The organism is Campylobacter ornithocola (assembly GCF_013201605.1).
Taxonomy (GTDB): Bacteria; Campylobacterota; Campylobacteria; order Campylobacterales; family Campylobacteraceae; genus Campylobacter_D; species Campylobacter_D ornithocola.
Genome location: NZ_CP053848.1, coordinates 193,827 through 216,271, shown reverse-complemented (window position 1 = coordinate 216,271; position 22,445 = coordinate 193,827). Strand labels below are relative to the sequence as shown.

Annotated in this window: 22 protein-coding genes; 4 read left to right on the top strand and 18 right to left on the bottom strand. The window is 30.6% G+C overall.

Annotated elements, in window-relative coordinates:
- Window positions 1–12: 12 nt before the first annotated feature.
- From flhG to aroQ, 5 genes are read right to left on the bottom strand one after another with little or no spacing between them, the layout of a single operon-like run.
- Window positions 13–876, bottom strand: coding sequence for a flagella biosynthesis ATPase FlhG (gene flhG / locus CORN_RS01185; RefSeq protein ID WP_066007392.1), 864 nt, complete (start codon window positions 874–876; stop codon window positions 13–15).
- Complete coding sequence (flhF, locus tag CORN_RS01180; protein WP_039617425.1) at window positions 869–2,251, bottom strand: flagellar biosynthesis GTPase FlhF; 1,383 nt, start codon at window positions 2,249–2,251, stop codon at window positions 869–871. Before flhF ends, flhG begins: the two co-directional genes overlap by 8 nt.
- A gap of 8 nt (window positions 2,252–2,259) precedes the next feature.
- The gene (folK, locus tag CORN_RS01175) at window positions 2,260–2,733 is read right to left on the bottom strand and encodes a 2-amino-4-hydroxy-6-hydroxymethyldihydropteridine diphosphokinase (RefSeq protein ID WP_066007397.1); all 474 of its coding nucleotides are present in this window, start codon (window positions 2,731–2,733) and stop codon (window positions 2,260–2,262) included.
- Window position 2,734: 1 nt separating this feature from the next.
- Window positions 2,735–3,760: a M24 family metallopeptidase gene (locus tag CORN_RS01170; protein WP_066007398.1), complete on the bottom strand. Its 1,026-nt coding sequence runs from the start codon at window positions 3,758–3,760 to the stop codon at window positions 2,735–2,737.
- The gene (gene aroQ, locus CORN_RS01165; protein ID WP_039625266.1) at window positions 3,757–4,239 is read right to left on the bottom strand and encodes a type II 3-dehydroquinate dehydratase; all 483 of its coding nucleotides are present in this window, start codon (window positions 4,237–4,239) and stop codon (window positions 3,757–3,759) included. The genes CORN_RS01170 and aroQ overlap by 4 nt, the downstream gene beginning before the upstream one ends.
- A gap of 88 nt (window positions 4,240–4,327) precedes the next feature.
- On the opposite strand from aroQ, the gene mqnF reads away from it, so the two are divergent.
- Window positions 4,328–5,551: an aminofutalosine deaminase family hydrolase gene (gene mqnF / locus CORN_RS01160; protein ID WP_066007400.1), complete on the top strand. Its 1,224-nt coding sequence runs from the start codon at window positions 4,328–4,330 to the stop codon at window positions 5,549–5,551.
- A complete protein-coding gene (gene sppA / locus CORN_RS01155; protein WP_066007402.1) occupies window positions 5,539–6,432 on the top strand; it encodes a signal peptide peptidase SppA in 894 nt (297 codons plus the stop codon). The genes mqnF and sppA overlap by 13 nt, the downstream gene beginning before the upstream one ends.
- Here sppA and ribD read toward each other — a convergent pair.
- The 13 genes from ribD to CORN_RS01090 form a co-directional block, all read right to left on the bottom strand.
- Window positions 6,429–7,421 (bottom strand): bifunctional diaminohydroxyphosphoribosylaminopyrimidine deaminase/5-amino-6-(5-phosphoribosylamino)uracil reductase RibD, encoded by a 993-nt coding sequence (ribD, locus tag CORN_RS01150; protein ID WP_066007404.1) that lies wholly within the window; start codon window positions 7,419–7,421, stop codon window positions 6,429–6,431. The two genes, sppA and ribD, sit on opposite strands and share 4 nt — an antisense overlap.
- 8 nt (window positions 7,422–7,429) lie before the next feature.
- Window positions 7,430–8,836, bottom strand: a complete 1,407-nt coding sequence (locus CORN_RS01145) for an McrC family protein (RefSeq protein WP_425337385.1) — start codon at window positions 8,834–8,836, stop codon at window positions 7,430–7,432.
- 5 nt (window positions 8,837–8,841) lie between these two features.
- Window positions 8,842–10,704 (bottom strand): McrB family protein, encoded by a 1,863-nt coding sequence (locus CORN_RS01140; RefSeq protein WP_066007408.1) that lies wholly within the window; start codon window positions 10,702–10,704, stop codon window positions 8,842–8,844.
- A gap of 12 nt (window positions 10,705–10,716) precedes the next feature.
- Complete coding sequence (locus CORN_RS01135) at window positions 10,717–11,004, bottom strand: hypothetical protein (RefSeq protein WP_066007409.1); 288 nt, start codon at window positions 11,002–11,004, stop codon at window positions 10,717–10,719.
- Between the two features lie 72 nt (window positions 11,005–11,076).
- A complete protein-coding gene (rimP, locus tag CORN_RS01130; protein WP_047207940.1) occupies window positions 11,077–11,499 on the bottom strand; it encodes a ribosome maturation factor RimP in 423 nt (140 codons plus the stop codon).
- Complete coding sequence (rbfA, locus tag CORN_RS01125) at window positions 11,489–11,851, bottom strand: 30S ribosome-binding factor RbfA (RefSeq protein ID WP_039617407.1); 363 nt, start codon at window positions 11,849–11,851, stop codon at window positions 11,489–11,491. The genes rimP and rbfA overlap by 11 nt, the downstream gene beginning before the upstream one ends.
- Entirely contained in the window at window positions 11,848–14,481 is a 2,634-nt protein-coding gene (infB, locus tag CORN_RS01120) for a translation initiation factor IF-2 (RefSeq protein ID WP_066007410.1), read from the bottom strand. Before infB ends, rbfA begins: the two co-directional genes overlap by 4 nt.
- Window positions 14,462–14,728 carry a DUF448 domain-containing protein gene (locus CORN_RS01115; protein WP_094750284.1) on the bottom strand — a complete coding sequence of 89 codons (267 nt, stop codon included), beginning with the start codon at window positions 14,726–14,728 and terminating at the stop codon, window positions 14,462–14,464. The genes infB and CORN_RS01115 overlap by 20 nt, the downstream gene beginning before the upstream one ends.
- 24 nt (window positions 14,729–14,752) lie before the next feature.
- Window positions 14,753–15,631 carry a homoserine kinase gene (thrB, locus tag CORN_RS01110; RefSeq protein ID WP_066007412.1) on the bottom strand — a complete coding sequence of 293 codons (879 nt, stop codon included), beginning with the start codon at window positions 15,629–15,631 and terminating at the stop codon, window positions 14,753–14,755.
- 8 nt (window positions 15,632–15,639) lie between these two features.
- Window positions 15,640–16,047, bottom strand: coding sequence for a glycoprotease (locus tag CORN_RS01105; RefSeq protein WP_066007544.1), 408 nt, complete (start codon window positions 16,045–16,047; stop codon window positions 15,640–15,642).
- A gap of 41 nt (window positions 16,048–16,088) precedes the next feature.
- Complete coding sequence (gene lpxC, locus CORN_RS01100) at window positions 16,089–16,973, bottom strand: UDP-3-O-acyl-N-acetylglucosamine deacetylase (RefSeq protein ID WP_066007413.1); 885 nt, start codon at window positions 16,971–16,973, stop codon at window positions 16,089–16,091.
- Between the two features lie 2 nt (window positions 16,974–16,975).
- Window positions 16,976–18,355, bottom strand: a complete 1,380-nt coding sequence (pgp6, locus tag CORN_RS01095) for a peptidoglycan metallopeptidase Pgp6 (RefSeq protein WP_066007414.1) — start codon at window positions 18,353–18,355, stop codon at window positions 16,976–16,978.
- A gap of 74 nt (window positions 18,356–18,429) precedes the next feature.
- On the bottom strand, window positions 18,430–19,257 hold the full coding sequence (locus CORN_RS01090; RefSeq protein ID WP_066007416.1) for a prephenate dehydrogenase: 828 nt from the start codon (window positions 19,255–19,257) through the stop codon (window positions 18,430–18,432).
- 77 nt (window positions 19,258–19,334) lie between these two features.
- On the opposite strand from CORN_RS01090, the gene bamA reads away from it, so the two are divergent.
- Both bamA and accD read left to right on the top strand, forming a co-directional pair.
- A complete protein-coding gene (bamA, locus tag CORN_RS01085) occupies window positions 19,335–21,551 on the top strand; it encodes an outer membrane protein assembly factor BamA (protein WP_066007418.1) in 2,217 nt (738 codons plus the stop codon).
- Window positions 21,552–21,601: 50 nt separating this feature from the next.
- A complete protein-coding gene (accD, locus tag CORN_RS01080) occupies window positions 21,602–22,444 on the top strand; it encodes an acetyl-CoA carboxylase, carboxyltransferase subunit beta (protein WP_066007420.1) in 843 nt (280 codons plus the stop codon).
- Window position 22,445: the final 1 nt, after the last annotated feature.

Sequence of the window (22,445 nt, the reverse complement as noted above, 5' to 3'; positions counted from 1 at the left end):
TTTTCCCTCAATCTAAAAACGATCCAAAAGCTTTTTGAAAAAACTCATAATGCTTTTATCTCCCACATTATTAAGCACTTTTTGTTCCAACCTATACAAAAGCTTAGAGGCTATGGTTTTTAGCTCATCACTTGCATTAGTGTCATCATCACTAAATAAAGTTCTTTTTTTAATACTAGAACTAATATCTTTACTTTGACCTAAAAATCCTAAAAATTCTAAATTTAAATTATGCTTAATGTTAATATCTGCTACTTTTTTAATGTTATCAAAAATTCTCAAAGCTTCATTTTCATTTTTAACTACATTAAACACCATTAATAAATTCTCTTTAGTTTTTGAAGTGGTTTTTATAGTAGCATAAGCATCGGTAATCGCGGCAGGATCAGGCACAGTAATAACAATAACCTCATCAGACATTTCTAAGAAATTTCCTATATTGCCGCCTATGCCTGCTCCTGTGTCAATGATCAAAAAATCTAAATCATCTAAAATACTTGTTTGATTTAAAAATCTCTCATAAATATTTTTATCATTGTATTTTAAAATTTCATCGCCACTTTCACCTGGGATAAGCCATAAATTTGGCTTTACTTCTATTAAAATATCTTCTAATGAGCATTCGCCCTTTAAAACATGCAAAAGGTTTTTTTCCACACGCACATTTAAAATCACATCTAAATTTGCAAGCCCAATATCTGCATCAAAAAGCCCTACTTTATAACCATTTTTAGCTAGGATGTTGCCTAAATTTGCACTAAAAGTACTTTTTCCAACCCCACCTTTACCGCTAGTAACTGCGATAAAATGAGTATGTTTTGTATTTGAGTTGTCATTTTTTACTAGATCTTTTAATTTTTCTGCTTGATTACTCATTTTCATCCCTTCTAAAACCTTCTAACACACAACGCACTAAAAAGTCACTATTAGCCACTTCTATATCATCAGGCACTTCTTGACCTATGGAAAAAAAGCTCATCGGAGTGCTAGTTTCATAAAGCAAAGAAAATACATTTCCAAATACTTTTGTTTCATCAAATTTGGTAATGATTAAAGTGTCTATATTTAAAAATGAAAAATTATTATAAGTTTCTAATAAATCTTCATATTTTGTATTTGCTGAAAGTACCAAATTTACATCAATTTGCGCATTAGAATGCGATAAAAATTCTTTTGTTTTTTCAAGTTTTGCTTTATCATATTGTGAATTTCCGGTTGTATCTACTAAAATAACCTCACAAGTATTTAAACTTCTAATCGCATCATCTAAGTCATTTGGCTCTATACTATCAATAATAGGAAGTTTCATCATCTTAGCATATTGAAAAAGTTGCTCTACTGCACCTATTCTATAAGTATCAAGCGTGATAATACCAGTTTTATAGCGTCTATCTCCATAAGCATAGCGAAAAGCAAGTTTAGCTAAAGTGGTAGTTTTACCCACTCCTGTTGGGCCTACTAACATCATGATTTTTTGCTTTTTAATTTCACTTTCTAAACGACATGGAAGCATATTACGCAAAAGTGAGTAAAAATACCTTTGCACTGCTTCTTGATTTGCTTTCATAGTACTTGGCATATTTTCAATAGTCGCTTTCATAATCGCTTCTAAATGCGCTTCTTGCATGCCACTTGCCTTAGCTTGCTTATAAATACTTGCAAACTCAGGTGGTATAGCTAGTTCTTTGCGTAAATCTGCCTTATCATCCCACATCATATCCACAAGCAAATTCATTTTATCATTAAGCTTATTCATTTGCTTTTCAAAGGCTTCAATTTTTTTATCATAATTTGGATTTGGCATAGAAAAATCTTGATAGTTTGAAACTTTGCTAATTTCTGAACTAACCTGAGAAAGTTTATTTTTTAAATTTAAAAAATTATCATCTTTTTTGCTTGTGTTTAAATAAGGATTAATAGGTTTTTGCTTAGCTTTTGAAGAAAAATCAAGCACTACATCTTCTTCTTTTTTTTCATCTTCAAATTTTGGAGCTTGAATTTTAGCCTCAGGAAAACTTGCTGTGTTTGGTTTTTTCTTTGGTGGCATAGGTAAATTGTTTTGTTTTAAATGCTCTTCATAATCAGCCTCTTCAATCGCCACTATAACCTCATATAAAGGTTTTTGATTGATAGTTTTTGGACGAATTTGCTTATTAGTTACTATCAAAGCTTTATCGCCATAATCTTGCTTAACCTTAGGTATAATCTCATCTGTGCTTTCAACTGTAAAAGTATGAATCAATTGTCCCATATTTTTCCTTATCTTAACAAGCCCAAAGGCAAAGTTACGCTAATTCTATCATTTACCCCCACATGAGGTACTGTGCAATACTCATCTTTACGCGCTTTTTTTGAAAAATACAACAAATCCAAATCAAGCGTTCTAGGAGCATTTTTAAAAGTTCTTTTTCTTTTGAATTTAAACTCATAAAAAAACAAAACTTTTAGAAGTGCTCTTGCGTGCAAACTTGTGCTAACAATCATCACTGCATTAGTAAAATCTTTTTGCTCTTCAAAGCTAAAAGCTTTATTAATCAAAAATGGCGATGTTTGCAATACTTGCAAGCGTTTATCTTGCATTAAAAGCCTAAATAAACTCCGAAAGCGTTTTTTCTCATCTTCTATATTACTCCCAAGTCCTATAATGGCTATATATTTTCCTTTTTTATCTGCCTTTGAATAAAAAGGAAAAAAACGAATTTTTTCTAACCTTCTAGCTCCTTTAATCAGCAAATTATAACACCACTGCCTTTTCTTTATCAAGATAGATCATATCTTCTATCCTGATACCAAGTTTATCTTTGATATAAATTCCAGGTTCAATGGTAAATACCATACCTTCTTTTAGTTCATAATCACTTCTTGGACTAATGTTTGGTAACTCATGTATATCAAGTCCTACTCCATGCCCTAAACTATGAATAAATTCTTTTTCAAAACCTGCGTTTTTAATCACTTCTCTTGCGATAAAATCAAGCTCCCTTGCCATCATACCAACGCGTGCTTTTTCTATAGCTTGAAGCTGAGCTTGCTTGACCACTTCATAAATTTGCATAATTTCTTTATCTTTAAAATTTGGCTTATTTTTATCAAATACTATACCACTCTCATCAAAACAAGCCGTTCTTGTACGATCAGAACAATACCTTTGATAAACCACACCCGCATCAACTAATAACAAATCTCCATATTCTAAACATTTATCACTAGGTAAAGCGTGTGCTTTAGCCGCATTTTCATTAATAGCTACAATAGGTGAAAAAGAAAGTCCTAAAGCGCCTTTTTTTTGAAAAATTTCACATGCTTTAAAATGCAATTCTTTTTCACTTTTTCCATGGCCTTCTTGGCTGATAAATTTAGCAAATTCTTCAAAGCATTCTTTACCAAAATTTACAGCATTTTGCAAAAGTTGTAATTCCTTAGTATTTTTTATAATGCGTTTGTTTTTACTCAAGTCTAATTTTTCTTCAAAAACGATATTTGCACTTTTACTAAGTTCTTTAAATTCAAAATAGCTAAAGTCTTTTGGGTCAAAACACACCCTATCAATTCCTGCTTTTTCTAAAAGCTCTCTAGCACTAGCAAAAAGATCTTGTGCTAAAACCACCTTAGCATTTTTTATCATTTCACTAGCTTCAAAGCTATATCTTGCATCAGTGATAAAAAATGCTTCATCTTCAAGTTTTAAAAACAAAGCATTATCGCAAGAATAGCCACACTCATAAAAAAGTGCATTTTCGTTTTTTAAGATAAAATTCATTGATTTGCTTGTTGTGCTTTTGCTTGAGCTGCTTTATATGCATTGATTTGATCAAAAATTTGGAAAAGTCCCATTAAAGCCATGTGATAACCAAAAGGGCCAAAACCTACCACGCTACCTGCGCAAACTGGTGCTATCATGCTTTTTTGTCTGAATTCTTCTCTTCTATAAGTATTGCTAATATGCACTTCAATCACAGGCATATTAATCGCTGCAATCGCATCGCGGATTGCTATAGAAGTGTGTGCATAAGCAGCTGCGTTAATAATCACTCCATCTACACTACCTAAGCATTCTTGAATTTTATCAACTAGCTCACCTTCAAAATTGCTTTGAAAAAACTCAATCTCTACATTAGCTTGTTTTGCAGCTTGTTTCATTTGCTCATGGATATCTTCCATTTTCATATTGCCATAAATATGAGTTTCTCTTACACCAAGCATATTGATGTTTGGTCCTTGTATTACCATAACTTTCATAATCTAACCTTTATTTAGTAAAATTTACTATATTATAGCATTTTAAAGCTAAATTTTAGCTACAATTTCCCTTTTTAAAGGATAGAAAATGTTTATAATAGCACCCAAAATCATCTTAACTTGCGATGATGATTTTAATATTTTAGAAAACAAAGCAGTTCTTTTTGATGATAATATTTTAGAAATTGATAGCTTAGAAAATTTACAAAAATCCTACCCACAAGCTAAGCTTATACCAACTCCAAAAGATACCTTACTTTTACCTGCTTTTATCAACCCGCACACACATTTAGAATTTAGTGCAAATAATGGAAATTTAGTCTTTGGAGACTTTTTAAAATGGCTTGATAGCATTTTTAATAACCGCGAACAATTAAACGAAAAAGCCAAAGAAAAATTAATCTCACAAAATATCCATAAAATGCTAAAAAGTGGCACTGCTACCATAGGAGAAATTTCAAGTTTTGGGAATGATTTAAATCCTTGTGTAAATTCACAAGCTAGAGTGATATTTTTCAATGAAATTTTAGGTTCAAATGAAAATTTTGTCCAAGCTAAAAAAGAGGAATTTTTAACTCGCTATGAAAAAAGCATGAGTTTTAAAGCTTCTAAATTTATCCCTGCTATTTCATTACATGCACCCTATTCAACCCACCCAGAACTTGCCAAATTTGCTATAAAACTTGCTAGAGAAAATGATCATTTGCTAAGCACACATTTTCTTGAAAGCAATCATGAAAACAACTGGCTAAGGTTTAAAAAAGGTGGTTTTAAAAAAAGCTTGGCTAAATTTAATAAAAATCCTATGCCATTTTACACTCCACAAAGCTTTTTAGAACTTTTTAAAGGCCAAAGGACTTTATTTACACATTGTGTGTATTTTAAAGAATGGGATTTATTAGATAAAAATTTACACTCGATCACGCATTGTGCTTTTTCAAACAGACTTTTGAGTAAAAATACTTTTAAATTAAAACCTGCTTTAAAAAATGGTGTTAATATCCATCTAGGAACTGATGGTTTAAGTTCAAACACCTCTTTAAGTATGCTTGATGAAATGAGAGCAAATTTACTTATACATGATGATTTTGAGTTAGAAAATTTTGCTAAAATATTGCTTTTAATGGCGACTAACAAAGCCGCAAAAGCTTTAAATTTAAACCTAGGTCAAATTCAAAAAGGCAAAATCGCTGATTTTAGTCTTTTTGTTTTACCAAATAGCACAAATTTAAAACAACTTCCTTTGCAATTTATCTTGCAAAGCAAAGAAGTGTTAAAACTTTTTATAGAAGGGAAAGAATGCAAATTATAAAGTCATTTTTTAAAGGAATTGGAAAAATCATTTCTTATATCAACACTTATTTTAAAACCTTTGTGTTTTTATTTATTGTGTTTTTAATCCTTGCTCCAAGTGGGGATAATGTCAAACTTTCTAATGCAAACTTAGCACAAATTAATCTTAAAGGCGAAATTAGCGATGCGAGTAATCTTTTAGAGCAAATTTACAAAGTCAAAGACGATAAAGCTATAAAAGGGGTTTTACTTTTTATAGATAGCCCTGGTGGAGCTTTTGCTCCAAGTATGGAAATAGCTCTTGCTATACAAGATCTTAAAGCTAAAAAACCTGTGGTAGTCTATGCAGGTGGAACTATAGCAAGTGGGAGTTACTTAAGTGCAGTAGGATCTGATATGATCATCGCTAATCCTGCTAGCTTTGTAGGATCTATCGGGGTAATCATGCAAGGCTTTGAAGTAAGTGAGCTTGCACAAAAACTTGGTATAAATGAGCAAACTATCAAAGCAGGAAATTACAAAGAAGCGGGAACTTTCATGCGCAAATGGAGCGAAGATGAAAAAGACTTTTTGCAAAATTTAGCCAATCAAAGCTATGAGCTTTTCACGCAATTTGTCGCTAAAAATCGTAAGCTAGACTTAAACCAAACAAGCTCATGGGCTGATGCGAAAGTATTTTTAGCTAATGAGGCTTTAAAATTAAAACTCATTGATAAAATAGGCAATTACGAGCAAGCCAAAAAAGAAGTAGAAAAACTAGCCAAAGTGCAAAACCCTATCTGGCAAAAAGAAGATGCTATAGATAAGTTTTTAAAACGTTTAGAAGAGCAAAGTGCTAGCTTTTTTGCTAACACTTTGACACAATTTTTCACACAAGTAAGCTCACAAAAAATTTATTAAGATTTAATAATCTCATAAAATCCATAAGTATCATTTTCTAAAAAGCCTTTGTATAAAGGCTTTAGCTTTAAATCTAACTTAACATTTTCAAGGGTGTTTAAATTCGAGTTTGAAAAAATCAAAAGCATATCTAGCTCATCTTTAAAGGCTTTTAAAAAATTCTCCCCACCCTCATACATAATAAACTTTGCTTTGCTAGGAATGCTTGTAAAAATTTCTCTCTCAGGCACGCTAAATAAAGGAATGTTTGGATCAAAACTTTCTAAATTTTGATGGCTTAGTATACATAAATTTGGTGCTTTAGCTTGAGCTAGCCTTGCATCTAAAATAGGCCTATCATGTCTTATAGTTTCTCCACCTACTACAAGCAAATCAAGCTTTGAGCGCAATGCATGAGCGTAAGTTCTACTTGCTTTAGAACTTACGATTTTACCATAAGCAGAACCATTTAAAGAAAGGGCTAGTTTAAAAAATTTAAAACTTGATTTTTGCCATTTTAAAAAAGGCTTTAAAAGCTCTTTGGCTCTTTGCTCGCAAATTCCCATGTGAACTTTTATGCCTTGATCTTTTAAAAACTCTACTCCACCGCTTGCGAGCTTGTGTTCATCTTTAGTAGCGATAAAAACTTCGCTAAAACCAAGCGTGCTAAAAAGCTTTGCACAAGGTGGAGTTTTACCCTGGTGATTGCAAGGTTCTAAACTCACATAAGCACTAGCGCCTTTTAGCAAACCTTGATGATTTTGACAAATAAACTCATGCAAATCATTTGCATTTTGTGGTAAATCTAAATTTGGATTAAGCACTTTTAAGGCTTTACTCACTGCTTTAAGTTCTGCATGAGCCTTGCCTGCTTCTTTGTGTGCTTCTATGCTTAAAATTTTGCCATTTTTGTCTAAGATCACACAGCCTACGGCTGGATTTGGGTAGGTTAAAAGCTGATATCTCCAAGCTTCATCTATGGCTAAATTCATATAAAATTCGTGATTCATATTACTTCCTAAAAAGGTAAAGGTGCGAAAAATACCTTAAGCTTTACATGTTCATCGCAAGCTTTTAAAAAACCTTGCGCTAAAAACTTAATATCTTTGGTTTTTAATTTCTCTCTTAAGTCAAAAGTTCTCTCACATAGAGGATAAATAAGATAAATTTCTTTTATCTCGTATTTATTTGCATAAGCAAACATTTGATATAAATCACTTTGCGATATACCATGTTTTTCCTCATCTTCACTATCATCTGGAATTTTCCATTTGGCATCTAAAATCATTTTATTTTCTATATATAAATCAGGCTTTAACATAAAACATTTTTCATCATTTTTTGAGATTAGATACTTTCCACTACTTTGGGTTTTTATATTTTTATTTGGATTAGCAAGTTTAAACATATAAGCTACATAGTTTTCAAAAAGTTTTTCCATAGGAAAAAGTAAAGCAAAGGCTTCGTTTTTGCCTTTATATAGAGTAAAAGTTTTATTTTGCAAAAATATCTTACACCAAGAAAGTATATTTTCATAATAATCAAAATGTCTTGAAATTTTAAAACTAAAATCTTTTTCATAATTTTTAGAAAATTCTACCTCATCAAGCATTTGCATAGCTTTGATGATTTTAAATTTATTCAAGCTTGTTTTGGATTTTAAAAAATTTAGCGTTGATTTTATCAAACGATTTGGCGCTATGTCTAAAACAAATTCATCACTACTTGTGAAAAATCTTTCTTTGTGTATTAAATTTGATTTTATATGCTCATTAAAAAGTAATTTTCCTTTTAAAAAAGTTCTGTTTTCTTCGCTACTTACATAAGATCTCATCAAACCTTTTTTATACACACTATCAAATTCATCTAAAAACATCGTGATAAATACTTCAAACAAAGGCATTTTAGCAATTTGTAAAGATGAAATTTGAGACTTTTTAAAGGGAGAATTTTTTAAGGTTTTTAGCATATTAATTAAAAGATTTTTAGGGCAAAAATTTGTTTTTGCTAGACTATAAAATTTTTTTATTTTAAGATTTTTAAAATCTTTGATTTTAGTATTCGTAAAAATTTTACAATCTTGAAAATAACTAAATTTTGTAGATAATTCATTATTATTGTCTATTGTATAAGTCTTTTTAAAATTTTCTTTTAAAAATAGTTTTGATTTGCTCTTATTGTTAGCTGTATATTTTTTTAAATTTGTGCATTTTGGCAAGATTTCTAAAACACCGCTTTTAGTCTGTATAATGCCGACATAATTTTTAGCTTTTAAGGCGTTTTTACTTTTAAAGCCTAGAAGACTTTCATTATTTTTTGCAAAGTCTTCTAGCTCTTTATAAAATATTTCAGCTTTTTCTTTGAAAATTTCTTTTAAATCTTCTTTAGAAAAATCTTGGTATTCGATGATAGAAAAGGTGTTGATTGTTTTCATTGTTCATATATTTTTTTAAAAGTATTTTCATCCCAATCTTCACTGTCACTAAATTTATAAATAACCCTATCACTTTCTATAAAATCTGTCATATTTTTTTTATCTTGTTTTTTTAGCATACCATTTTTATTTAAAACCGCGTCAATCAATGCATAATCATTATAAAAGTACTCTTGTAATAGTGGGATGATTTTATTTTGAAAAACTTTTTTTAATTTCTCTAAACTATCAACGCCTATAAAAAATGCATGGCCTATAGTCTTTTCTCTATCTAGCAAGTATTCTATACGCGTATTGATAGCTTTTAATAATTCTTGTAAATTAATACCTTCACAATCCATAGATAATTTGCTCACATCAGGCATCATCTCGACAAATTCAAAACGTCTTCGCAAAGCTGTATCAAGTGAAGTTATACTTCTATCAGCTGTATTCATAGTGCCTATGATATAAACATTTTTAGGCACTCCAAATTCATCTTTACTATAAGGCAAAGTTACCTTTAACTCTTCTTCTTTACCTATTCTTTTGCTAGGTTCTATCAAGGTTATAAGCTCACCAAAAATCTTACTTACATTTCCACGATTAATCTCATCTATGATGATTATATAAGGTTTTAATTCTGGCTTCTCACCAGGATTATTATCTACTTTATAATCCTGTTCTCGTTCTTTAAACAATTTAACTAGCTGAAAATAGTAACTATCGATTTGTCTTCTATGTTTATTATTTAAAATTTGCTTAATGCTTCTTCCGTTTATAATCTTATCTTTATTTTCCAAAAGCGTTTTAAAAATTTCTAAATTTAAATACAAATTTGCATTAGTATCATCTGTGATAATTCTATATTTTTCATTATATTCTTCTAATTTAAATCCACCACTTTGAGTTTTTTCTATAAATTTTTGTTGATCTACCAATTCATCTAAAAAAATTTCTATTTTGTTTTCTAAATCTTCACTCTTTACAAATTCTTCTTGTGTTAATAAAGATACTTTGTAATTATCCAAAGCTTTTTTACAAAGTTCTTTAAAAATTCCGTCTTTTATTTCGTATTCTACTTCCTTAGAATTTTCTTTGCTATCTATACGAGGCTTTATACCTTCTACAAATTCTTCATATCCATAGCTTTGATGAAAAGTAGTAAAAACTATTTGCCTATTTTTTACATACTCATCAAATTTTTCTTTTTTCCTATCTCTATCTTTATTTGCTAAATTTTCACCCAAGATTTCCAAAGCCTTATCTATAGTATGATAAGTTTTTCCCGTGCCTGGAGGTCCATAAAGAATTTGATTTAAAGGTAGATTTTGATTTTCTTTTTTATTTGATATTTCATTTTCATTATTTCTTATTTCTTTATTATTACTTATAGATAAAGCATTTCTATCTTGAATTTCATTTAATGGTAGCCTTTTAAACCAGTGCATATTTTCTATAATTTTATCAACAATCACATCAATATCATTATTTAAATTTGAATAGTGAAAAACCACATTATTAAATTTTGTATTATATTCATCAACTTTATCTTTTGCAATATAATTAATTATTATATCCTCGCTCTCTCCGATATAAACTACAATTTCTCCATTTTCTCGCTTTATGCCACAATATACATAAACACCATAAGATGCTTTATATTCTTGTGTATCCATTCTTACAAATATAATCCAAGGAATTTTAGATACGATTCCTCTTCCATAACTCAATTTAACAAAATAGCCATATTTTTTTAAAAAATTAAAATTATCCTCTTCATCTTTTCGAGAGAATTTATTACCACCATATGCATTGTTAAAAAAATTAATCAAATAATCTTTAAATTTTTCTCTTTCCTCATTAGAAAATTCAATCATGATAAAACCTTCCTAATCCACAACCGCAAAAAATTTACAATTTTTATAATATCTATAAAATCTTTCCCCATTTTTATTCATAGTTTTTAAATAATTAAAAACAGGCGAAGTCCATTTATAGCCTTGACTTTTTGTATGAAATTCATCTATTAACTTATCATCTTGATAAACATACACACTCATGCCACCATTTTTTACAACTGCTTCTTTAAATTCATCTTCATCTTTTGGAAAATGATAATACACATTGCCATTTTTATCTGCTTTACTGATTTTATAATCATATTTATTTTCAAGCATTATACGCCTTTTTATTCTTATGTTTAAATTCAATTATACAAAAGATAAGTAAAAATTTAGATTTCTAAATTTTTACCATTGTATGAAGGTTTTAGCTTTTCTTATGTCGCTAAAATTTATAGTAGTTTTTTCTTGAGTTTCTAAATTTTCTAAAGTGATATTTTCATCATCTACAGCGATGATTTTTGCTTCGATTTTTTCTTTTTCACTAGTTGTGATTTTTACAAGCTCATTAATGCTTTTTGCAAAATGCTCGATTTTGCTAAGTTTTCTCTCAAGCCCACAGCTTGATACTTCTAAAAAATACTCCCCGCTCACAGGTGGCTCTACATCAAAAATAGGCGATAAAATCTCACTAAGTCTAGCACAATCATCAAGATTTACCCCGCCTTCTTTTTGCACATAAATTCTATAAATCTTTCTACCATTTTCACTTACTAGCTCATCATCATAAAAGCTAAGTCCTGCTTCTTTACAAAGTGCTTCAAGATTCATTTTGTTCCTTTTTGATTTTTTCAAATAAAGCATCCATATGGTTTTGATACTCTAATCTATCATCAAATTTAAAGTGAAAATTCGGACATCTATACCACCCTTGCTCACTCATGCAGTAATTTTGCAAAGCACGGGCGGCTTTTTTGAGTTGGTTGAGTATGATTTCTTGCTCTTGGGTATTAAAAAACATTTTATCTAAATACACAAAAGCATCATATCTGCCTTTTTTACACTCTACATCCACTACGCACAAATTTTTTAAAGCTTCGTTGTCTAAATTTGCTAAAGCTTCTGGTATAAGTTCTTTTAAAATGCTTTCTGTGCGTAGCTTTTTGATTTCAGCTGGATTCATAGGCTTACTTGTTCCTCAACTTCTTTGTAACTTTCTATATAATCCCCCACTCTCATATCATTACAACCTTCTATACCTACACCGCATTCATAGCCTTTTGCAACTTCTCTTACATCATCTTTAAAGCGTTTGAGCGAGCTTACATTACCTTCAAATACCACAACCCCATCTCTAATGAGCCTGATTTTCGCACCACGATTGATCGTGCCTTCTGTTACCATACAACCTGCAATTTGTCCTAGTTTTGGTACATTGATCACTTGGCGAATTTCAGCTTGACCAAGTTGTTCTTCAGAGATGATAGGACTCATCATACCGCCTAGTAAGGCTTTTACATCATCAAGCAAATTGTAAATAACATTATAAGTTTTTATCTCTACGCCTTTATCTTTAGCGCGTTCTTTGATCTCACCAGTTGGGCGTATATTAAAGCCTAAAACGATAGAGTTTTCACTAGCACTTGCAAGCTCTATATCACTTTGAGTAATCCCACCTACCCCACTATGGATGATATTAACCTTAATCTCATCGTTTTTGAGTTTTTCTAAACTAGCTTTAATCGCTTCAAGTGAACCTTGCACATCTGCTTTTAAGATCACAGGAAGGGCTTTTAAATTGCCTTCTTTGATTTTTGCACCAAGCTCATCTATGCTTACTTTAGTGGATTTGCTTAGTTCTTTTTGGCGGTTGTATTCATGGCGTTTATTAGCGTATTCTCTTGCTTGTTTATCGCTATCTACAGCTATTAGCGTTTCTCCTGCATCAGCTACTTCACTAAGACCTATGATCACTCCGCACTCACCTGGGCCTATTTCTTTTAAAGCTTTACCTTGATCATCGCTCATAGCACGCACTTTACCATAAGCTTCCCCTGCTACGACTGTATTTCCCACTCTTAAAGTACCATTTTGTACGATGATAGTAGCCACAGGACCTCTACCTTTTTGCACTGAAGATTCTATAATACTTGCTTTAGCATGGGCTTTTGGATTTGCTTTAAGCTCTAAAATATCAGCTTGTAACAATACAATTTCAAGTAAATCCTCTATACCATCACCCTTTTTAGCTGAAACTGGCACAAACTCATGACTTCCACCCCATTCTACTGGCATGATATCCATTTCTGCTAGCTGGGTTTTTACCATGTCAGGATTTGCGTTTTCTTTATCCATTTTATTAATAGCGATGATAATAGGCACATTAGCTGCTTTTGCATGATTAATCGCTTCTTTAGTTTGTGGTTTTACCCCATCATCTGCAGCTACTACGATAATAACAATATCCGTTATACTAGCTCCCCTTGCACGCATAGCAGTAAATGCCTCATGGCCTGGAGTATCGATAAAAGTGATTTTTCTACCATTTTTTTCCACCATATAAGCACCAACATGCTGAGTGATCCCACCTGCTTCACCACTTGCAATGCGTGATTTTCTAATATAATCAAGCAAAGAAGTTTTACCATGATCCACATGCCCCATGATAGTGATAACCGGAGCTCTTTGGCTTAAATTTTCTTCTGTTTGATTTTCATCATAATCTTTTACATAATCAAACTCATCAGCCTCATCAATGATATTAATCTCCACTCCAAATTCAGCTGCAAGAATTTCTATAGCATCCTCATCTAAAAAGTCATTTTTAGTCGTCATCATACCAAGCATGAAAAGTTTAGAGATAACTTCTCCGGTATTTTTACCAAGTTTTTCAGCAAATTCATACACACGAATTTCTTTAGGTATGCTTACACTTGTGATCGCTTCACTTTCTTTTTTCTCTACTTTTTTAGGTGGTTTTTTACGACTTCTTCTTTGTATGCCACCCTCGCCAAATGGATTGATAGAATTATTTAAAGATTGTTTTAAGATATTTGGTTGTTTTTTATTTGCTGGTTGTGCTGGTTTGTTTTCTTTTACACTAAAATCAGGTAAAACTACCATATCATCATCTTCTAAAGAAATATCAGCAAAATCTTTATCTCCTAAAAGATCCATTTTAGTAGTGCTTTCTTTTTTGCTTACTACAGGATGATTTTTCTTTTCTTTTTTCTTTCTTTTTAAACTCTCATCTGAATTTGAAAAAATCATACTAAGACTTAGACCTTGAGTAGCTTGTGTGCTAGCTTTTTCTTCTTTGTTTATTTGAGCTTCTTTACTTTCTTCTTTTTTCTTTTTAACGATGACTAAGCCTCTTCTTTTGGCTAAATTTAAATTAGAACCTAGCTTTTCATCGAGTTTAATTTCTTCTTTTTTCTCTTCTAATACTTCATTTTTTATAGGATTTTCAGGTTGTTTTTCTTCTTTTTTTATTTCATCTTTTTTTTCACTTACTGCTTTAACAGAGCTTTTACCTTCTTTTTTAATAGTGGTTTTTTTCTCTTCTTTTTTACTTTCTTCTTTTTTAGTAGTTTTTTTTGCTGTGCTTTCTTTTTTAGGTTTGGCTACTTTTTTTACCACATCTAGTATTTCGCCTGATTGAACATATTGATAAATCGCTTCTGCAATTTCAGAAGATACTTTTTTGTTAGGGGATTTGATATCTTCCAAGCCCATTTCATTGGCTTTTTCTATAATTTCTTTGCTTGTATATCCTAACTCTTGAGCGATCTCGCTAATCTTTACATCTGCCATTAAAAAATATCTCCTTTAAATCCTGCTGATTTATATTACCATGAAAATTGCCTTTGCAAGCTCTCATAAAAGCCCTTTGCAATGTTTTATCATCTTTATTAAAACATGAATTACAAATATACAAACTCCTGCCAAATTCCACTTTAGTGATAATTTGAGAATTTTTTATTTGGAATTGACGCAAACTTTGCTTTTCATAACGGCCTTTGCAAACAATGCACATTCTAATGGGTATATGATTTTTCAAAATTATATCTTTTTTTTGGAATTTTTAGCAAATTTTAAAACCCTCATCATCAAATTCTAAAAGCTCAACTCTAAATTTAGCAAATTTATTTTTGATTTTTTCTTTGATTTTTTTAGCATCATCTTTATAAGCTAGAGTGAAAAAACTTGAGCCTGAACCCGAGAGCGTGCTCATGAGAGCATTATTATCTAAAGCTAATTTTTGCACCTCAAAAAGCTCGGGCAAAAGTTTCATTCTTTGGTTTTGATGAAGTTTATCTAAACTTGCATATTTTAATAAATCATATTTTTTCTCTAAAAAGCAAGCGGTTAAAAATGAAGCATGACAAAGATTAAAAACACTATCTTCTAGGTTGATTTTTTTAGCTAAAACTGCTCTTGATTTTTGAGTATTCATCGCTACATTTGGTATGGTTATAACAGCTTGTAAGTCTTTATCCACTTCTTTTTTTATAGCTAAAACTTTTTCATTATGAGTTAATGCACATATAAAACCCCCAAGTGCTGCTGGAGCTATGTTATCTGGATGGTTTTCATATTTTAAAGCTTCATTTAAAATGGTATTTTTATCCGCTTTAAACCCACTTAATTCATAAGCACAAGCAATAGCTCCAACTATCACAGCAGAAGAGCTTCCCATACCTCTAGCTAAAGGGATATTGTTTTGAAAAACAAAGCGAAAATTATCTTTTTTACCACTAAGTCTTTGATAAATTTCATAAAAAATATTAACAAAGGTATTGTTTTTTTTAAGATAGATATTATTTTCACCTTCCCCGTGTATGCTAATACTAAAAAATTTAGATTTTTCGACTATAGTTTGATTAAAATATTTTAAACTCAAACCCAAACAATCAAAACCAGGACCCAAATTTGCACTTGTTGCAGGAACTAAAATCTTCATTTTTTACCTTAATTAATCGCATCTAAAACATAAAAAGGTGTATTTTCTTTGCTGAAATTTAAACCTTTTAAACTTTGGGGCATAAAAAAACTTCCCGCTTGTGTCTTTTCTAAAATAATTTCATCGTTATCTTTTTTCACAAAACATAAATGTTTATTAGCTGTTATAGGAGTGTTATTGTTTAACTCAAAAGCACTAATTGCCTTTAAAGGAATGTTTTTAACTACAGCTAGTGTTTTAAAAGAAACATAAGAAATCTTTATACCCATGTAAGAGCCTGGTCCATGCACGTAAATAAGCTTTTCAAACTCATATTGTGAAAGTAAATCTTGCAATATTTTTGCCAAAACTTCGCTAACTTTTAAATCACTCTCGATAGTTTTTATTAATACGTCATTTTCATAAATACCAAGCATCAAAGGCTTTGCTATGGCATTTAAAAGCAAAGTAACCTTTTTTATGCAAAAACCTTTTCATAAACTTTATACGCACTTTTTTCCAAACTTACCACTTCATAAGCACTAGAATCTTTTAAAAGTTCTTTGGTTAAAAGATGATTAAGCTTGTGTGAACCCGCATAAGAAGTATAATCTCCAAAAACTCTGCATCCAAGCAAGGTTAAATCTCCGATAGCATCTAAAATTTTATGGCGCACAAATTCATCTTTAAAACGCAAACCTTCAGAATTTAAGATACGGTTATCATCAATCACAACTGCGTTTTCTAAACTTCCACCAAGACCTAAATTCATAGCTCTTAAAGCTTGAACATCTTTTAAAAACCCAAAGGTTCTTGCTCTTGCGATTTCATTGATATAATTTTCTTTACTAAATTCAAAACAATAATTTTGCTTACCTATGATAGGATTATCAAATTCGATTGTATAGTTTATAATAGGCATATCAGTAGGGCTTAAACGTACAAATTTATTACCTTCTTTTACTTCTACAGGTTTTTTTATCACTAGAATTTTTTTAGCCATATCAAGCTCTTTTATACCTGCTTCTTCAAGCATCATACAAAAACCTATACTACTACCATCCATTACAGGAGCTTCGTTGGCATCCAAAACTATACGCACATTATCAATACCATAAGCATTAATGGCACTCATTAAATGCTCTATAGTAGAAACATAACCCCTATGATCACCTATTACAGTAGCCATTTGCGTATCGATGACATTTTCAGGTTTTGCTTCATAAGAAATTCCTAAGTCGCTTCTATAAAAAACTATACCAACACCAGCTTCTAGTGGCTCTAATTTTATACTAATAGGCTCACCCTTATGCAAACCTATACCAACACCTTTAACTTCTCTTGCTATTGTTGTTTGATTCATTTTTATTCACTCAATATTCTTTTTTTACTTGATTCTAATACATTATAAATATTTTCTTTGATCCATTTTGCATCTTGCCATTGCTCAGGACGCACCTCAACACCTTGTATCAAAACACCAAAATGCACATGATCCCCAAGTGCTAATCCCGTAGTACCTGTCGTGCCTACAACATCTCCAGCTTTAATTTTATCTCCTACATTCACTTCTGTATTGGTACAATGTCCATACAGAGTGTAAATTCCAAAACCATGATAAATGATAATATTTAATCCATAAATTCCATTTTCTTGCACAAAAACTACTTCACCATCATTGTTGCTAATAATAGGTGCTTCTTTTACACTTGCTAAATCAAGCCCCATGTGGTAAGAACTACTAAATGCTTGACTATTATAAGAATAAAATCTATGATCAGCATAATCGGCTACTTTTTGACCATTTTTTAAAGGTTTAAAAAGATTGACTTTAAAATTATTAATCATAGTATCAGGAACTTTACTTGTAATATCATGGATAATAACTTCATTAGAAGCTCTTAAATCTTCATTTACAAATTTGAATTTTTCAAGCCTACTTAATTCTCTATCTTTTGGAGCATATTTTTGTGCTAAAAATTCAATCTTACCATCTAAAAATCTATCACTTACTTTTATATTAGACACACGATATTTTTTGTTGGCAAAATAATATCTGATTCTTTGTTTATTTATATTACCTGCCTTATCTATAGCTACCACATAAGCCCTAAAATGCTCATCAGTTGCCTGCCAAGGAATCAAAGCAGCGTAATACCCTTCTTTTACATAAGGAGTTGCTTTAAAAATTTTATCTTTATCGGTTGTGATATAAACTTCTTGTAAATTTTCATCACTTGCTTTAAATACCACACTGCCTACTCCACCTTGTTCGATTTGATAAGAATTATTTAAAACTTCTACAAGTGGTCTTTTCGTATCTACAATAATTTTTACTTCTTTAAATGCTTGATTTCCTAAAAAAAAATTCCAAAAACTACCATCGCTTGCTTCAATAACAAGTTTATACGAATCAACTTTTTCTTTATAAGCTAGTTTTGGTAATTTTAAATCAAAATGAACATTTTTCTTTGCACCTTTAACATGCTCATTTACAAGTATTTCTCCATTTAATTCATTTGCTTTAAACAAGGTAACTTTAATATCTTTTAAAACACTCTCATCATTTACTTCTATCGAAATAGGATCGTTTAAATTACTATAAATAACATCTGATTTTGTTTGAATTAATGGAGGGTTTTTTTCAAACAAGTTAGTATTTAAAATAAATACTAAAAAAGCCAAAAGTATTAAAAAAATTATAAAAATCCATTTCTTACTTGATCTTTTACGTGCAAAAACCATATCTTTCACTTTCAATGCTATATTTTTTAAAAATATATTATGCTTTAGCAAATTAAGAGTAAACTATAAAAAAATTACAAAATTTCTCTTAGCTTATTTGCACTTTTAATCCAAACTTCAAGCTCGTTTATATCACATTTTTCTATCATTTTTTTACATTCTTGTAATTCTTTTTGAAACAAATCAATAGAATTTAATACATTTTGCTTATTTTGTTCAAAAATACCACTCCACATTTGAGGGTTTGACTTGGCAATCCTACACATATCTTTAAAAGAAGGACCACCTAGATGGGCTATATTTTTTTTATTTTCTTCTTTCATCACAAAATTTGCCAAAGAAAAGCTAATCACATGCGGTAAATGTGAAATAATAGAAGCATGATGATCATGCGAAATACTATCCATAAATACAAGTTTCATTCCTAAATCTGAAAAAATTTCTATAGCTCTTTTTTGATGAACATGATCAGCATTTTGCACATCACATAAAACACAAACTGCATTTTTATATAAATCTTTTACAGCTGCACTTGGGCCACTGTTTTCAGTTCCTGCCATAGGATGAGCTGCAATAAATTGACTTTGCAAATAGGAAGGTAAATTTTTAATAATTTCTTCTTTGGTACTTCCAAGCTCAATGATAGTGCAATCTTTAGAAAGACCTTGAAATTTTTTTAAAATTTTTACAATAGCTCTTACAGGAATAGCTAAAAAAATCACATCACACTTTTCCAATTCTTCAAATGAAATAATCTTATCTACTAGTTTTCTCTCTAAAGCAATTTGCTCAAATTCTTTATTTATATCATATCCGCAAACTAAATCTATTAATTTATTTTCTCTTAAGCTAAGACCCAAAGATCCACCTATCAAGCCAAGTCCAACTATACCTATTTTCATAAATTTTCCTTAAAAAGCATTAGTTAAAAATATTTTGGTATTATAACGATTTTGTATATAAAAATTTAGGTAAAATAATGAAAAAATGGTTTGTTTTCTTTGCACTCTCAAGTTCTTTATGTGCAACTACAATTAAAGATATAAAGTTTGAAGGCTTATCGCAACTTTCCAAAGAAAGCGCTATTGCGATTTCTAAATTAAAAATAGGACAAAAAGCTAGTCCTGCTAATATAGATGCGGCAATCAAAAATCTTTTTGATAGAAACTATTTTAAAGATATAGTCGTAGAAGAAAAAAATGGGATACTAATTTTTAAAGTAGTAGAAAAACCATCTATAGGAAAAATAGATATTCAAGGTATAGCAAGTAATGATAGAAAACAAATAGAAACCCTTGTCGGTTTAAAACCTGGAATTTTATATGATGAAAATTCAGCCAAAGAAGCTGCTGAAAAAATTAAGCTTTTTTATCAAGCTAAAGGTTTTTATGATACTGTTGTGGAAATCAAAGATGAAAAATTAAGCAACTCAAGTTCTCTAAAACTTACTTTTATTGTAAATCGTGGAGAAAATATTATCATAGAAAAAGTACATTTAAGCGGTGCAAAAAATTTAAGCTATTCAGATGTCGAGCCTGCAATAGCAAATAAACAAAGAGAAGCTCTAGGCTGGATGTGGGGTTTTAATGATGGCAAGCTTAAAATCTTTGATTTAGCAAATGATAGCTCAAGAATTTCAGATGTATATTTAAAAGAAGGTTACCTTGATGTGAGTGTTTCTCCTGCTTTTTTAAATACTTATACTGATACTTATCAAGCTGATTTAACTTATTTTATTAATGAGGGTGAAGTTTACAAAGTAAAGGGGATTAAAATTTTTAATCCTATTTTTAGTGATGAAGAAAACGAAGTCTTAGTGAATGATCTAAAATTAAGTATTGGAAAAATAGTTAACATAGAAAAACTAAGAGAAGATATTAAAACTATAGAAACCAAAACAGCAGATTTAGGTTATGCTTTTGTACAAGTTATACCTGATATACAAAAAGATAAGGAAAACCATGAAGCTATGGTTATTTTTAAAGTCATACCAAATGAAAAAGTATATATTAGAAATGTTGAAATTTCAGGTAACACCAAAACAGTTGATAGAGTTATTCGCAGAGAGCTTTATCTAACTGAAGGTAATCTTTATAATAGAACCGACTTAATAGATTCAAGAAATGCTCTAAGAAGAACTGCATACTTTGAAAATGTAGATATTAAAGAACAAAGAGTAGATGATACCCATATTGATTTAATAGTAGAAGTTAAAGAAGCTTCAACTGGAGCTATTTCTGGCGGTATTGGCTATGGGACTAGCGATGGGGTTTTACTAAGCGCCTCGTTATCTGATGCAAATATTCTAGGATCTGGTATGAAAGGAAGTGTAAGTATAGATAAAGGCGATGATACACTTTCAGGTAGAGTGTCTTTGAGAAATCCTAGAGTAAATGATAGTGATTATTCTCTTGGAGGGTCATTATATTCTAATCGTTTAGAATGGGATAGTTACGATGAGAGAAATTATGGTTTTGATATAAGCGTAGGAAAATCTTTAGGGAGATACACAAGTGTAGATTTAACCTATAATCTTGAGCAAAGTGATATTTATTATTTAAGTGATCGTTTAATTGCTCAAGGATATAAACTTGGTAAAACTTACAAAAGCTCTATCATCCCTTCAATTATATTTAATAATACAGATGATTATTATCTACCAAGGTCAGGCTTTATTGCTTCAACTTCACTTGAGTATGCAGGTTTAGGTGGAGATCAGCAATTTATAAGCTCTATTACTAAATTTAACTACTATCAAGGTCTAGAAGATTTTATAGGATGGGATTTAATTTATCGCTATAAAGCAAGTTTTTATAAAGTATGGGATCAAGGTTATTTGCCAATTAATGAAAAACTATATCTTGGTGGCATAGGAACTATTAGAGGTTTTGATAGAAGAAGTGTGAGCCCTAAAAATGAATGGGGTGATGAAACAGGTGGTACAGTAGCTTTTGCAAACTCTGTAGAATTAAGTTTTCCAATTTTTGATAGAATCAAACTTAGAGGAAGTGTATTTTTTGACTATGGCACTATAGGAGAGAATTCTTTAACTCAAATTCAAAGATGGAGCACTGGGATTGGTTTTGAATGGCTAACTCCACTAGGTGCTTTAAATCTAGTTTTTGCTAAACCATTTAACACCAACTCCAAAGATGATGTAAGCAAATTTGAGTTTATGTTAGGTGCAAGATTTTAAAAGTAATAAAATCTTGCTATAATTTTGAAATTTTATTTTAGGTAGAGATAATGAATTTTTTAGATATTTTTTCTAGCATAAGACGCAAACAAGCTGCTCCAAATGAAGCTCCAAATCATTGGGTTAAATGTAATTCTTGTCATGCGTTAATGTATTATAAAGAAATAGAAGCTTGTTATAATGTTTGCCCTAAATGTAATTTTCATATGAGATTAGATCCTTTAAAACGCATTGAATTGCTTAGCGATGAAAGTACTTTTATAGAAATAGATAAAGACTTATATCCAGTTGATCCACTCAAATTTGTAGATAGCAAATCATACAAAAAAAGATTAGCGGAAAATGAAGAAAAAACGGGTAGAAAAAGTGCTGTAATAAGCGGTGAATGCACCATAGATGGAATAAAAACCCAACTTGTTGTTTTTGATTTTTCTTTTATGGGTGGTAGTTTAGGTTCAGTTGAAGGCGAAAAAATTCTTAGGGCTATTGAAAGAGCTATTGAGAAAAAAACACCTGTTGTTATAGCAAGTGCAAGTGGTGGAGCTAGAATGCAAGAAAGTACTTATTCTTTAATGCAAATGAGTAAAACAAGTGCGGCATTAAAACTCTTAGCAGAAGAAAAACTTCCTTACATTTCAGTTCTAACTGATCCAACCATGGGTGGAGTAAGTGCTTCTTTTGCTTGGCTTGGCGATATCATCATAGCTGAACCTGGTGCTTTAGTAGGTTTTGCAGGGGCTAGAGTAATCAAGCAAACTATAGGAGCTGATTTACCTGAAGGTTTTCAAAAAGCTGAATTTTTGCTTGAACACGGATTGATTGATGCTATCGTAGAAAGAAATGAACATAAAAAATTCATAGCAGATTTTTTAAGATTTTTTTCTAAAAACTAAA

Coding starts and splice junctions, on each gene's coding strand:
- CORN_RS01140 (WP_066007408.1), bottom strand. CDS start 10,704: ATGATTGAATTTTCTAATGAGGAAAGAGAAAAATTTAAAGATTATTTG.
- rbfA (WP_039617407.1), bottom strand. CDS start 11,851: ATGAATCCAGCTGAAATCAAAAAGCTACGCACAGAAAGCATTTTAAAA.
- bamA (WP_066007418.1), top strand. CDS start 19,335: ATGAAAAAATGGTTTGTTTTCTTTGCACTCTCAAGTTCTTTATGTGCA.
- rimP (WP_047207940.1), bottom strand. CDS start 11,499: ATGAATCTTGAAGCACTTTGTAAAGAAGCAGGACTTAGCTTTTATGAT.
- accD (WP_066007420.1), top strand. CDS start 21,602: ATGAATTTTTTAGATATTTTTTCTAGCATAAGACGCAAACAAGCTGCT.
- CORN_RS01135 (WP_066007409.1), bottom strand. CDS start 11,004: ATGCTTGAAAATAAATATGATTATAAAATCAGTAAAGCAGATAAAAAT.
- infB (WP_066007410.1), bottom strand. CDS start 14,481: ATGGCAGATGTAAAGATTAGCGAGATCGCTCAAGAGTTAGGATATACA.
- aroQ (WP_039625266.1), bottom strand. CDS start 4,239: ATGAAAGTTATGGTAATACAAGGACCAAACATCAATATGCTTGGTGTA.
- sppA (WP_066007402.1), top strand. CDS start 5,539: ATGCAAATTATAAAGTCATTTTTTAAAGGAATTGGAAAAATCATTTCT.
- ribD (WP_066007404.1), bottom strand. CDS start 7,421: ATGAATCACGAATTTTATATGAATTTAGCCATAGATGAAGCTTGGAGA.
- CORN_RS01170 (WP_066007398.1), bottom strand. CDS start 3,760: ATGAATTTTATCTTAAAAAACGAAAATGCACTTTTTTATGAGTGTGGC.
- CORN_RS01105 (WP_066007544.1), bottom strand. CDS start 16,047: ATGCTTGGTATTTATGAAAATGACGTATTAATAAAAACTATCGAGAGT.
- lpxC (WP_066007413.1), bottom strand. CDS start 16,973: ATGAATCAAACAACAATAGCAAGAGAAGTTAAAGGTGTTGGTATAGGT.
- pgp6 (WP_066007414.1), bottom strand. CDS start 18,355: ATGGTTTTTGCACGTAAAAGATCAAGTAAGAAATGGATTTTTATAATT.
- CORN_RS01090 (WP_066007416.1), bottom strand. CDS start 19,257: ATGAAAATAGGTATAGTTGGACTTGGCTTGATAGGTGGATCTTTGGGT.
- flhF (WP_039617425.1), bottom strand. CDS start 2,251: ATGGGACAATTGATTCATACTTTTACAGTTGAAAGCACAGATGAGATT.
- flhG (WP_066007392.1), bottom strand. CDS start 876: ATGAGTAATCAAGCAGAAAAATTAAAAGATCTAGTAAAAAATGACAAC.
- thrB (WP_066007412.1), bottom strand. CDS start 15,631: ATGAAGATTTTAGTTCCTGCAACAAGTGCAAATTTGGGTCCTGGTTTT.
- mqnF (WP_066007400.1), top strand. CDS start 4,328: ATGTTTATAATAGCACCCAAAATCATCTTAACTTGCGATGATGATTTT.